Source organism: Desulfopila sp. IMCC35008 (assembly GCF_010646885.2).
Lineage (GTDB): Bacteria > Desulfobacterota > Desulfobulbia > Desulfobulbales > Desulfocapsaceae > Desulfopila.
In genome coordinates, this window is the sequence record NZ_CP050700.1 from 5,105,950 (window position 1) to 5,119,227 (window position 13,278).

The following is a 13,278-nucleotide window of genomic DNA, read 5'->3' on the forward strand; positions in this document are numbered from 1 at the left end:
GCCGCCGTAAGTCGACCACCGGCGACGGTTGGTTCTTTCCTTTTTACATTTCTACCTGCGCCTTCATTCTGTAACTTTTCCCCTCAATAACAACCGTATCCGCATGATGCAGGAGTCTGTCCAGCATTGCCGATGTCAGTGTCGCATCATCATTGAAGATAGCCGGCCAGTCCTTGTAAGCCCGATTTGATGTAATGAGTATCGCTCCATTCTCATACCGTTTACTGATCACCTGGAAGAGCAGATCGGCTCCTCGTTTATCTATTGGCAGGTACCCAAGTTCGTCGAGTATCAGCAAGGAAGGTTTGAGATATTTTTTTAGACATGTTTTCAGTTGTCCGCCTGTTTGAGCAGCGGACAAAGTGTTGATCACATCAACCGCCGTAGTAAACAGTACGGAGTAACCACGCAGGCAAGCTTCATAGCCGATAGCGGTTGCAAGATGGGTTTTACCCAGGCCGACGCCGCCAAGGAGGATGGCATTGGCTTTATCGGCAATAAAGTTGTGCCGGAAGAGGTGCTTCACTTGCATTTCGTTGATTTGCTCCGGCCAGTTCCACTCGAACTGATCGAGGGTTTTAATGACGGGGAAGCGAGCCATTCTGATCCGGCGCTGAATGGCATTGTCCCAGCGCAGATCTGTCTCCCCGCGGATAAGTTGCTCAAAGTATTCCTGGTGGCTCCAACCGTTTCCGGCCGCCGTCGCTGCAAGTTCTTCGTGATTGTTTTCCATAAATCTCAGCTTGAGATAGTCGAGTTGCTCTGTGAGGTGTTGCGGTTTGCTATTCATCCTTTTTCCCCTTTGCGTACACGTCCATATTTGGCTCTTTGAGTTCAAGATCCAGGAGGTCGGAAGATCTGGTCAGGTGCAGGGCACCCTGTGGTTCTGTGAAGTATTTTCTCTGCTCAAGGAGATTGGCGATATAGTCACAGGAGAAAGCCCGGAACTCCAAGGCATCCGCCATGGCTCGTGCCACCCGCTCTTTCGAGTAGATTTCCGATAACCCGACGATTTTCCTGATATGATGCATTGTGTTGAGGTTTTTCTCGACAAGCCCCTGGTGGTACTGTTCCGAGAGTGAAGACAGGGCCAGAAAGCGCATAAGGACCTTCTGATCCTTAGCCTTACGGCGCTGTTGCAGCAGTGCTTTCGGGTGATCAGGATCCTCTATGTCCTGATGCCTGTCGTAACTTCTGGTGTGCCTGGCGATAAGTTTGTTGTCATGATAGATGCAGAGTCGGTCCGGGTAGGTCTTCATCGTCAGCCGGATTCCGGCATATTCCGCCGGGACGGAATAACGGTTGGTGTCGAGGGTTATGCGGAACTGGCTGGTTGCTCGTATCTGGGAGACCGTACCGATATCGTAGGGTTCGGACGGCAACCCGGACAGCTGCTCCTCTGCGAACATATCCTTCGGTCTTTTCCGTGTTTCCCCATGGTTTCTGACGTTGGCAATGTTGGCGAGCCAGTGGGCAGCGGCCGGATTTACGGTCTTGAAGTCACCGGGATCGAGTCCCGCCAGGAAGTTCTTCTTGATGTAACCGACAGCATTCTCTACGATGCCTTTCTCGTTACCTTTACCGACACCACAGGGAACAATGGTGAAGCCGTAGTAGTTTGCAAAATCCAGATACTTTGGGTTGAATACCGGGGCTTGTCCGGTGACCCTTCTCAGCACCGCCGACTTGAGGTTATCGACCATGATTTTGTCGGGTACGCCGCCGAAGTACTGCAGGGCACGCTGATGGCAACCGAGAAAGTGCTCCATGGTCTGGGAGACGGTAAACTCCGCATACATCATGCGGCTGTGACAGAGCACCATGACAAAAAAGCTTAACCGCCTCCGGGTGCTTCCAACGCGAATGGAGCCATAAGAGCCCCAGTCCACCTGTGCACACTCACCTGGGCCAAAGCTCAGCTTCAGATAAGGCTTATGCCGTTTCGGCCGGACTTTCCGGACATACTCTTTGACGATGGTATAGCCTCCGTCAAAACCTTGATCCTTGATCTTTTGGAAAACCTGGGCGGCGGTAAAAGGGTGTCGCTCCAGCATGGACAGGATGTCGCATTTATAGGGGTCGAGTTTACTTGTCCGATGGCCCGGTAACCTTGGCTGGTAGCCATTTCGTTCCATCCACTTGGAGACGGTACGGGGGTTAAGCGCAAGCTTTTCTGCGATCTGACCCGCTTTCAACCCTTCTTCCCTGTAGGATTTTATCCGGCAGTACTGCTCGTACGTTATCATCGTACCCCTCCCGCCAGTTGCTGCAGGATCTGTCCGAGTGAAGTTGCCTCGGAATCCGTCTGCGCCAGTTCTCTGGGCTGTTCCAGGGCCAGCACTTGGTATAACGGCTTCCGGTACGCGACCAGGCGGTGCTGCACCAGAATACTCCTGGCTTCCGCCAGGCTGAGAGTGTCCATGTTGAGCCGCTTGCTCAGGGTTTTCTCACTGTAATAACTCAGTCCCTGATTGTCTGAGACCGTAACCAGGAACAAGTACAGCGCCGATGCCTGGTGGCTGAGCTGATCGATGTACTTCTCACGGACCAGGCGGTGATCCAGCCAGCTGAACTGTTCCGGCACCCTGCGGATCATGTGCGGAAGTATGGGTTGTTTTTCTACTGTCATGACGACCTCCTTTATCTATTGATGGTTCGGTAAGAATATCCCGCCCCAATTGTTGCAGACGAAGGCCGGTATGGACAATGTCATCTTGTAACAGTGAACCGCTAAAATGTGCCAATAGGCCCACAAGTACGATGGGATAGCTCGTCAAGAGATCTTGTAACGGCTCTTTCGTTAACTTTGGCTTATCCTCTTGTTTTCTTTTGTTATTTCCAGACGAGTGATCTTGTAACGCATTTCGTCTTAATCGCTGCTTTTGCCGGTACCCTGGATTGTGCTCTCTCCATGCCTGTACACGACGGACATTATCCGGTCCCCGAAAGTAGTTTTTGTTTTCCTCTTTTTGCAGCCACTTCTCCTGGGCGGCAGCTTTGCTTGCCACCCTGCATTCCGGTTTGGAGCAGTAGCGCTGCTTATTTCTGTTACGATGATCCGGGATGAATAACTCCCGGCAATGCTTACATTTCCGTCGTCGTGACCGTGCCATATCCCTGTGTCCTCCTGAGGGATATGTTTACTGATTTTGAACTGTAACAGGTAAGAAAAAAGGAAGAAAAAGAAGCAGGAAGAAGAGAGTGTTACACACTTGGTGAGAAGTAAAACGAAGAAGACGGATTACGTATTTTCAAGCCGCCCGGTTAGGGGTAGTTCCAGAACGCCGCTGACACTTTTCCACATCCTTTAGATTTTCGTGAATTACCTGGCATACGTATAGATGTCCTGTTCTTATTCGTAATATGCCGCATTTCATTTAGAATCCAACCGCGATCTGCTGATGATACCTTAGGATCTTTTGCCAAAGCCTTAAGCTTTGCTTGCCGTCCAGTCCTACCAGGCTTATTAACTCCTTTGAGCAAGCCGTCAGAGAAAAAAGCTGCTGCTAAGTTAATAACTTCCTTAACGAAATTAACAGCCTTATCCAGAGCAGAATATGTCTGATTTATTCCTACTTCAATCTCCTTAAGGGCTTCCTCATACTCTTCTTCGTCATGATCAAAGGAATTATCGGATGCTTCTTGCCTTTCCGCATGCCCTTCACTACCAAATTCATCCGTGTCACCAGGAGCAGAGTAACCTCCACCTGTCGTCCATCCAAGGATGTCGAAATAGTTAACAGGATTATTGTTAACGTATTGATATAAGTTAACCCCGCCAATCACTCCAATGGGGTCAGCAGTAGTCTAAACACCCACCTCCGCATCGTATTTCCGGAAATGGAAGTGGTACAGATTACTCTCCGGATCTAATCGTTGCCCGGTAAAAGCATAAGGGTTACTTCCCAGATCTCCGGCCAACACCTCACCAAAAGCATCATATTGATAACGGGTCTTCAGTTTACCTTGATGATTGGCGAGAGTAGCAACACTGCCGAGTCCATCATAAGCATAGAACAGCTGCCGGCCTTCAGGACGATTCTGGTATCGGTTGTTGTTACCTTGGGAGACGTTATATTTCTGTTGAGTGACGATCCGACCGTTTGCACGATAATAGGCCGTTAGTTACTTTTTGACCAGTTTAAGTTCATTCCTGACAAACGGATCCATGAAGTTGGCATGCCACAATATGGTGGTTTGATGGTCCGAAGCCTCTAAAGCACCCCCCCCGCTGCAATTACCAATTCAATATTCAGATTACGGTGATGAATTACGATTTTGTAATGATGAAACATCCTGATATTACTCTCTTTTTTTGAGAAAAAAAGTAGCAGCTATGATATCGGGCTCCCCAACTATATCTTGATTATCACCCTAAGCCGGTATGGTAATTGCAAGGACTACAAACTGATGTGTGTATGAGATATATACATAATGGTCAGGATTTATTGCTCATTTCCTTCCGTCATAAAGCTGTCTGTCATGTTTTTATCATCTCAAGGTGCAAAGGGTGGCACTTACACAAAATAAGAATTCGTTCCAGAAAAAGTAAATGGGAGAGGGGTTTTGGATGAAACGTCAAATTAAGATTATTTTAACTATGCTATGTCTATTTTTGGGCATGCTATTTTCGATAAAGGGTCTCGCCTTTGCGGACAGCGAATGTGGAGGGTATTCCTGGATAGAGAGTAATTTGAAATGCTCCGATCTTGGGCTCAACACCAATGCCAGTACTCAGGATTGTTCCATAGGAACCACCACTATCTGTGACGATAAGGCTGGAGCCTACCGCACATGCGTGAAGGCGTGCGACGGCTCAACCGGAGGTGGTGGTAACACCGGAGGCGGAGGTGGCCTCACTCAGGAACAAATAGATGCCATAGCCGCGGTACTTGCAGCACTACAAAGTGCTCAAGGTTTTGCAGGTGATGCCGCAGCGCAACTCGCGGCCTTAAATAACCTGTATAGCAGTCTTGCAGGCCTCCAATCCAGCCTGAACAATTATCGTGGCCAAGTCGCATCTTCTCTCACCTCTATTCAGGGTTCCCTTTCTCTTGTTGCAGGGTACCTGGCTCAGGGTCAGACCCTCGGTCCCCAGGGACTGGCGATGATCGAAAAACAGGTCGCAACAGCAGTGGCTGAACGTGTTGCCGCCAATGTTCGGAATACCCAGACGCAAGGGTGTACAACAGGTGACCCGGTTCTTGTTGCCAGTGGTTTCGAGACCTACAATGAAGAAGACTACAGCTATAAGTCTGTCAACGATGTGATTCGCATTGCTCGGCAGTTCCGCAGTAATAAAACAGATCTGGTATCTTCATTTGGTACCAGCTGGTTCTTTAACTACGACACCAAGGTTGTGGCCGGTCGTAAGCCGCATATCAAAGAGCGTGAAATCCTGACAGCAGATTTACAGACTGAAGCTCAGCGATTAGCAGACCTGGCAGTAGCGGCCATGAATGACGCCCTGAACAATCTGGAAACAGCTCAACAGGCAGCACTGAACGCCAGAGCCAAAGCGAGTGAAATATCAGGGGTACGGAATCAGATCCAGGCTCAATATAATGCGATCGCCAGTGCTGCAAGTTCTGCTGACAGTGCAGCAAATACGGCCTCCAGTCAGGCAGGTATAGCCGGTACCGATGAGGCAAACAGCAATGCAGCAGCTGCGGCCAGTGCCGCTGCAAGCGCTAATGTCTCATTGACTACAGCTGGAAGTAAGCTTTCATCGGCAAATGCTATCTTAAGTCAGGCAAACGCCACAGCGGATGCAGCAGATGCAGATGTTGTAATCGCAGAGCAAGCCGTAGCTGATATCGAGCAAAAAGAAGATGCGATACAGGTCATTCTGGTGGAGCGTATTGCCGATGCAGCCCAGGCAGCAGATGAAGCCAGAAAAGAAGAGGAGAGGTATCCACTTGATGCATATCCGGCAGATCCTACAGTTTACTTTGGTCCGGGCTATGTAAAGATTTTCACCGAAGAGGGAACACCTATCGTCTTCCAGGAAAATGAAGATGAAGAGGGGCATTACTTCCCGGTATCTGATAACGGCAGCTATACCGATGAAATTATAGCTGTAGAGAACGGTTTCAAACTGGTTAATAAGCATCAGGAGGTGAGGGAGTTTCTGCACAATGGCAAAGGCATTTTCTTTCTTTCAAAAACAGTTGACACCAATAACAACACAAACCTCTTTGCCAGAACCAGTGACAAACTTGATGAGATCACTGATGCAGTCGGTAGGAAAACCACATTTACCTATAATGAAGATGGTTTTATCTCCTTGGTTGTTGATCCGGAAGGTCATGAGCATAAGTACAGCTATAACGGCTCACTGCTCGTAAGCTACACCGACCCCATGGGGTACGCTTACAACTACACCTATGATGATGCCGGTCGTGTGATCAGCCGTATCGATCCTCAAGGTGCAGCTCACAGTTATGTTTATGATGAACAGTCCAGGGTGACCCTTGAAACAGATAAAGAAGGGTTCAATTTCATTTACAACTATAATCCGGAGAACCGTACCACAAAAGTCACTGACCGTAGAGGATTGGTTACAACCTACGTTTATAATGAGAGTAACAGGCTGGAAAGAACCCTCTATCCAGATGGTTCTGAAATCTCTTATGCCTATGATGGCAGAAACAATGTTGTGGCTATCAATGATGAAAACGGCAACATTACCTATCTCAACTACAATGAGAATAACGATGTAACTGCAACCACGAATGCTCTTGGTGAAAGAACAGAGATCACCTATGAGTCCAGTTTTAACAAAGTTTCTTCAGTAACTGATGCACGTGGCTTTACCAGGTCCTTTTCGTATGATGGGAGTGGTAACCTTATCGGGATATCACATCCTGACGGAACAAGCAGGACTATCTCGTACAACGAGTTTGGCCTTCCTGATAGCGTGACCGATGAAAATGGCAATACAACAACCCTTGGCTATAACGGTCTTGCTCAACTGGTAAGCACCACCTTTGCGGATGGCAGCAGTCGTGAACTCACCCAGGATATCATTGGCAGGGTAACTTCTGTTCGTGATGAACTCGGCAATACCACCAGCTTTACCTACAACGACCTTGGGAGTCTGGTGTCCACCATCGATCCGGTAGGTGCAGAAACCCGCTTTGAATACGATGAATTGCAACGCAAGGTCCGGACGATAAACGCTTTAGGCAATGCCACAGCTTATGAGTATTCCAGACGCGGCAATATCCTCTCTGAAACCGATCCTCTTGGAAACACCGTCAGCTATTCTTATGATGGTGCCGGGAATATGGTGGAAAAGACCTTTCCCAACGAAACAGGGGTCGAGTTTGGTTATGATGCGAGGAATCGTCTGGTACAAAAGCTCACCTTTCCTGGCAATCTTGAAACTGTTTACTCCTATGATGGAAAAGGACTGAAGATTTCCGAGCAGGATGCAAACGGTAATATCACCTCTTTTACCTATGATGCCGCAAATCGGCCTACCGGTAAAACTGATGCTACAGGTTCCACCATCACAGCAAGTTATGACCCTGTAGGTAACATTATTCAGGTGGCTGATGGTAATGGAAACCCTATCTCCTATAACTATGATGGAATGAACCGGCTGATTTCCCAGGTAAACGCTTTGGGGAATACCACCAACTACTGGTATGACGGTATCGGAAATCTGAGCAGAAAACAGAATCCTGATGGAACGCGCATCGATTACAGCTATGACAGCCGCAACCGGTTAATCGCTGTTGTGTATCAGGACGGAACCGAGAAGTCCTTTACCTATGATATTGCCGGTCGCATGGTTGGCATGGCTAATGAGGAGACATCAGAATCCCGCGAGTATGATGCACGTGGCCGTCTTATAGCAACAACCGATTATTATAACGGTAGAATCGATTATGGGTATGATCTCCTTGGTAACCGAACCTCAATGATCGATCCGGATAATGGTACATTTTCCTATGGATATGACGAGAAGAACCGGTTGATTGCCTTCACCGATCCTGAAGGAAAAGTTACCTCCTATGTCTATGATGTCATGGGTCGGGTAACCTCTATTGATTATCCAAACAATAGTCAAACAGTACAAGTCTACAATAATGATAACAGGCTTGAGTCCATGATCACCACCAGTGACAAAGATGGTGTCCTGGCTTCATTTGTATATACGTACGATAATGTGGGCAACAAGTTGTCCATGACTGAAGAAACAGGCGTTACCAGCTATCAGTATGATGCCGCCTATCGCCTTGTTCATGTTCAATATCCGGAGATTGCCGGTGCCAGCGGTGTAAAAAATAATGGGAGCACCAAAGGAAAAGGTAAGAAAAAGGGCCACCAGGTTGAGGTCGTTCCCACTTCCGTTTCTTATGAATATGATGCAGCTGGAAACAGACTGTCTAAATCAGATGAAATATCAAAAATAGATTACTCGTATAACGAAGCCAACCAACTTGTCCAGGCCGGTGATATCACCTATAGTTACGATGCCAACGGTAACAGGGTAACCAAACAGGGAGAAGCGGGAACCAGTCAATATTTTTACAATTCTGATAATTTTCTGGTACAATTCAATGATCCGGAAAACGATGTAACGGTATATGGCTATGATGCCATGAACCGGAGGATCTACAAATCTCAGGGTAATAAGCAAAAGGACGTAACAGCGTACCTCTATGATGGACTTGAAGTATTGCAGGAAGTTACCGGTAATAATGCCAACAAGATAACGGCCTATTATCGTGCAAACGGCCGGATCATCACCCAGCAGAAGTACAACGTCTCCCAAGGTCATAATAATCGGTACCAGAATCGTCCTGAAGGTCGTCAGCTGTTCTATGCCTATGATGGGCTCGGGAGTGTTGCAGCTCTTTCTAATCATCAGGGTAAACTGAAGACCCGGTATCAGTACGATGCTTTTGGTGAAGTACTGGCTGGAGATCTGACCGACAATCCCTATGCTTTTACCGGGCAGCGGTTAGATCCTGAAAGCAATTTGTATAATTTTCATTTCAGGAAATATGATGCTGAAGTGGGTGTTTGGACTACTGCTGATCCGATTGGAGTGATTGGTGGGGTTAATCTTTATCAGTATGTTCAAAGCAATCCTGTTAATCTGAAAGACTATTTAGGGCTTTCAAACTACAATGGGGATGGTAGTGATGACAGCGATGTTACAGGTAGTGATAAAGAAGGAGATGGAGAGTCTGAAGGTTTTTGGGCAGGCGTTGGCTCGTATTTCACTGGTATTCAGCGTGCTATGGTTCATTCTATGCGACGTTCAGGGATTTTAGGAGAAAAAGCTAGAATTGAGGCCATAATCGAAGAAAAAATAGCTAATAAGATTGCCTTTGAAGTATTGAGAAATCCTACCTTGAGAAATATGGCTATAAAGGAAATGAAAAATTACGCTAGCCACAATAAAGCAAAGATTGCTGGAAGAGCCGCAACAGGTTTAGCTATTGGAGCGGCAGCATCACGTTACGGTGGGGCTTATGCATGGGCAGCCGCCGCCGCCACTACAGCTGGTGCGATGATGGGAGATAGCAAAGAAGCAATCCACCAAAATATTAAAGAGGCCGTTGAAAATCCAGCAGAAACTGCAGCGCAACTGGGGGCGGCTTTAATGGGAGGTGATGCCGGTGGACCAAATGATGGATGCAAAGAGAAATGATTACAAACTTTAAATGCCCTGAGTGTGGAGAAATAAACAATTGTGGATTCAAGCGATTTTATAATGGCACTCTTTTTCCAATAAATTGCAAAAATTGTAATGGGAAATTTGTCCAGCACCCTTGGATCACAATGGTTTATACCGCTGTAGCTTATATTCTTCTAATTGTATGCGGTGCACTTATATTTCTGTCTGGGTATTGGAACTTGTGGCCATTGATCGTACTGCTGTTTGTGGTACTTGAATTGATCAGGGTAGTAACTGTTCCATTAATTAAATGTAAGTGAAAGATATATAGCCATATAATAGTTTCCCTCATTATATGTATAAAGTTTTAAATGTATCAAGCTAGTGCGAGCTAAGACTGTCAGCAGTCTTGGCTCGCTCTTTTGTATAAAGATTACAACTAATAGGCTTCCGGAGTCTTAATAACATCTCCATACTTTTTCGTACTAGCGAAAGGGCATAGCTGATCATAATCATTCTCTAATTCTAGAATAGTTCTCAAAAATATTTTTGTTCGTTAAAAATCACCATAACGGCCTATTATCGTGCAAACGGTCTGATCGTAACTCAGCAGAAGTATAACGTTTCCCAGGGTAACAACAACCGATACCAGAATCGTCCTGAAGGTCGGCAGCTGTATTATGCCTATGATGGACTTGGCAGTGTTGCAGCTCTTTCCAATCACCAGGGTAAACTGAAGACTCGGTATCAGTATGATGCTTTTGGTGAGGTACTTTCTGGTGATCTGAGTGATAATCCCTATGCTTTTACCGGGCAGCGGTTAGATCCAGAAAGCAATCTGTATCATTTTCATTTTAGACAATATGATGCTGAAGTTGGTGTTTGGATCACTGCTGATCCAAGCGGTATTGTCTTTGATGGTCCCAATCTATACCAATATGTGAACAATAATCCTGTCACATTCATTGATGTTATCGGCCTATTTGCTGACGCTGATGGTATGGATGATACACGTTCACCCGGTAGTCTTGAGGATGCTAACGGAAATGGTGGTAATGATGGCTATGGTTTTACCGATTTTGTTATTGATGTTGTAAGCGTAGCACTGACGGCTGTAGATTTTATATTAGGAGGACCGACCGGGGAAGGTATTGCTCCTGCCCTCGCTATTCAAAGTCTAAAAACTACAACAAAAAAGGTTGTTACTTCTGGTGTAAAACTGACAAGAGGAGGGAAGCGAAAAATTGGGAACCTCCAAGATCTTAAAGACATGCGAGCAGATGAAGCCATAAGATTGAGAGGTGGTGGAAAGAGCCAGGTTGACCAATTAAGTACAGATTTAAAAGAAAAAACTGTAGGCGAAATTGCCAACATGGCAGCCACCAAAGATCCTGCTGCTGAGACTGCTATGAAAATGATTAAACAGGCAAGTTCAAAAGCCGGCAAATACTGTGGAAAGTAAAATCAGATGAATACAAGCGAGATAAATAAAATTGTAGAATTAGGACATAAGCTCTCATCGATAAGATATTTCCATCATAAAGATCTACCAACAGATATAGTATGTATTGAATTGTGTTTCAGTGACATCTGTATATACATAAATATAGATGAGCAAGATGACACGCTGAATGTAACCCCTCAAGGTCCAATTGATAACGCCATTAAAGAGTTTGATACCCATTTTTTTGATGAAGCTGTTAATCGATCACTCAGGTGGTTCTGGCTTATGGAGAACAATAATGGTTATAGAGATGCACTTCAGTTCGAATTTGCTAATAATGTGAGTGAACCACCTGTAATTATACAGCTAATGGCCATAGGTTCGCGAATATCAATTAGGAGGGTGTTGACTGACGAGTAAAATAAAATTGAATTGAGATTGATTCGAATTACAGTGCTGTCGAAATGAGCTAAGAGTAATGGTGTCTTAGCTCATTTGTTTGGTCAAAGACAGTAATGTTTTATCACTTCAACATCTCAAAACCCGTGCCGATAGTATTACTGCTCACCAAGTAACTAACGGCCTATTATCGTGCAAATGGCCGGATCGTTACTCAGCAAAAGTATAATGTCTCCCAGGGTAATAACAACCGGTACCAGAACCGTCCTGAAGGTCGGCAGCTGTTTTATGCCTATGATGGACTCGGGAGTGTTGCGGCTCTTTCCAATCACCAGGGTAAACTGAAGACCCGGTATCAGTATGATGCATTTGGTGAGGTGCTGACCGGGGATCTGACTGACAACCCTTATGCATTTACCGGGCAGCGGTTAGATCCGGAAAGCAATCTGTATCACTTCCATTTCAGACAATATGATGCTGAGGTGGGTGTATGGACTACAGCTGATCCGATTGGAGTGATTGGCGGGGTTAATTTGTACCAATACGTTAATAGCAATCCCATAAATCATGCTGATTTTCTCGGTCTGACTGGTGGTGAGGAGTCAGAGGACAACGAATCTAATGATACTGGAGATTACGACGATGCTCCCTCAACAAGCGAGGAAGACACGGAGGAGGAAGAGGACAAAGGTTTTTTTGGTAATCTTGTAGATAAACTTGGCGATATAAAACAACAAATCAGTAATGCAGTTTCAACGGTTGGCGAGGCTATAAAAGGCTTTTTTGGAGGTGCAAAAGGGCCAAAAAGCAACACCGGTCTTGTCGTTGGATTAGGCAACGCTGCATTTGAAGTCGAGAAAGAGCAATACAAGGCTATGAAGCGAGGATATGAGCAATGGAGGCAATGTCAACAACCAGGGGCCCAAGATAATCCTGCTTGCGATGATAGACTGCCGGGATATCTTCCCAATACAAATTGGGAAAATAAGAATTGGGAAAATTTGGGTGGAGGAGTTGATGTTAAATTTGAAGATCTCAATTGGGATAAAGCTTTCAACTAATACCTTTACTTAACTAATTCTCGAGAATACCTATGAAAATAATCAGTTACCTGCTTTCATTGTGTGGAATCATCTTCATCGTACAGCAGGTGTATGCAGTAGCTGGGGAGAACCAAGAACATGGTAATCCTGTAACGTCATTTTCAAAAATTGCCGAAGATGGCACGGCAATGAATTTTGAAATAGATGGGAACACAGTAATTGCAAACACTTTGGGCGTAAAAACAAGATATAGAGATATTGATATCCATGAATCGAACGGTTTTCGCCTGGAATCCTATTATCAATCCTTTCTTAAAGGTGCACTTCTTAAGAAAGAGGATTTGAACAGGGAAACGTTGATTGCAACCTTATCTCATCCGACCATTGGAAATGTAGCAGTAGGGCATAATGCCCTTGGGGCTAATGATAATGGTATTGAGCTAAGACAAAGAGATAAAAAGGATACTTATCTCTTTGTCGTTGATTATGATGGCGATGGCCTCATGGATCACCTAAGTTACACTGTGCTTGATTCTTCGGGTAGTCCTGTCAAAATTGTTGATGATTATGGCATGGATGGTCAAGCAGACTATAAACATGATATCAAAACGGGTGAAACTTCAGTTTTTTATCAAGGAAAGTGGCATACTGCTAAAAGAGGTGAGCAAGAGCTCATTATTAGTGGCAAGCCAACCTCTATTAACTCTATTCTACGGGAAATCAAAAAGAACAATAGAAAATAATTGTTTGACCCT

The 13,278-nt window shown here is 45.5% G+C and carries 12 protein-coding genes and 1 pseudogene; 7 read left to right on the forward strand and 6 right to left on the reverse strand.

Annotated elements, in window-relative coordinates; translation table 11 throughout:
- Positions 1–43: 43 nt before the first annotated feature.
- The 6 genes from istB to GA520_RS27310 form a co-directional block, all read right to left on the reverse strand.
- Positions 44–790, reverse strand: a complete 747-nt coding sequence (gene istB / locus GA520_RS21780; RefSeq protein WP_163341158.1) for an IS21-like element helper ATPase IstB — start codon at positions 788–790, stop codon at positions 44–46.
- The gene (istA, locus tag GA520_RS21785) at positions 783–2,246 is read right to left on the reverse strand and encodes an IS21 family transposase (protein ID WP_163341155.1); all 1,464 of its coding nucleotides are present in this window, start codon (positions 2,244–2,246) and stop codon (positions 783–785) included. Before istA ends, istB begins: the two co-directional genes overlap by 8 nt.
- A complete protein-coding gene (locus GA520_RS21790; protein WP_163341153.1) occupies positions 2,243–2,629 on the reverse strand; it encodes a hypothetical protein in 387 nt (128 codons plus the stop codon). Before GA520_RS21790 ends, istA begins: the two co-directional genes overlap by 4 nt.
- The gene (locus GA520_RS21795; RefSeq protein WP_205749431.1) at positions 2,541–3,113 is read right to left on the reverse strand and encodes a hypothetical protein; all 573 of its coding nucleotides are present in this window, start codon (positions 3,111–3,113) and stop codon (positions 2,541–2,543) included. The genes GA520_RS21790 and GA520_RS21795 overlap by 89 nt, the downstream gene beginning before the upstream one ends.
- Before the next feature lie 151 nt (positions 3,114–3,264).
- Positions 3,265–3,786, reverse strand: coding sequence for a hypothetical protein (locus tag GA520_RS21800; RefSeq protein WP_163341100.1), 522 nt, complete (start codon positions 3,784–3,786; stop codon positions 3,265–3,267).
- A gap of 21 nt (positions 3,787–3,807) precedes the next feature.
- The gene (locus tag GA520_RS27310; protein WP_370362730.1) at positions 3,808–3,924 is read right to left on the reverse strand and encodes a hypothetical protein; all 117 of its coding nucleotides are present in this window, start codon (positions 3,922–3,924) and stop codon (positions 3,808–3,810) included.
- Here GA520_RS27310 and GA520_RS21805 point away from each other — a divergent pair.
- The 7 genes and pseudogenes from GA520_RS21805 to GA520_RS21830 all read left to right on the forward strand — a co-directional run bounded on the left by GA520_RS21805 (position 3,877) and on the right by GA520_RS21830 (position 13,266).
- A complete protein-coding gene (locus GA520_RS21805) occupies positions 3,877–4,125 on the forward strand; it encodes a hypothetical protein (protein WP_163341098.1) in 249 nt (82 codons plus the stop codon). The two genes, GA520_RS27310 and GA520_RS21805, sit on opposite strands and share 48 nt — an antisense overlap.
- 445 nt (positions 4,126–4,570) lie before the next feature.
- Positions 4,571–9,670, forward strand: a complete 5,100-nt coding sequence (locus tag GA520_RS21810) for an RHS repeat-associated core domain-containing protein (protein WP_163341105.1) — start codon at positions 4,571–4,573, stop codon at positions 9,668–9,670.
- 751 nt (positions 9,671–10,421) lie between these two features.
- A pseudogene (locus GA520_RS27315) lies at positions 10,422–10,559 on the forward strand (RHS repeat-associated core domain-containing protein); the annotation flags it as partial.
- A gap of 78 nt (positions 10,560–10,637) precedes the next feature.
- Positions 10,638–11,099, forward strand: coding sequence for a hypothetical protein (locus tag GA520_RS21815; protein ID WP_240910282.1), 462 nt, complete (start codon positions 10,638–10,640; stop codon positions 11,097–11,099).
- Positions 11,100–11,105: 6 nt separating this feature from the next.
- On the forward strand, positions 11,106–11,501 hold the full coding sequence (locus GA520_RS21820) for a DUF6334 family protein (RefSeq protein ID WP_163341108.1): 396 nt from the start codon (positions 11,106–11,108) through the stop codon (positions 11,499–11,501).
- Positions 11,502–11,857: 356 nt separating this feature from the next.
- Positions 11,858–12,541, forward strand: coding sequence for an RHS repeat-associated core domain-containing protein (locus GA520_RS21825; RefSeq protein WP_163341222.1), 684 nt, complete (start codon positions 11,858–11,860; stop codon positions 12,539–12,541).
- 32 nt (positions 12,542–12,573) lie between these two features.
- Positions 12,574–13,266 carry a hypothetical protein gene (locus GA520_RS21830; protein ID WP_163341225.1) on the forward strand — a complete coding sequence of 231 codons (693 nt, stop codon included), beginning with the start codon at positions 12,574–12,576 and terminating at the stop codon, positions 13,264–13,266.
- The last annotated feature ends 12 nt before the right edge of the window (positions 13,267–13,278 follow it).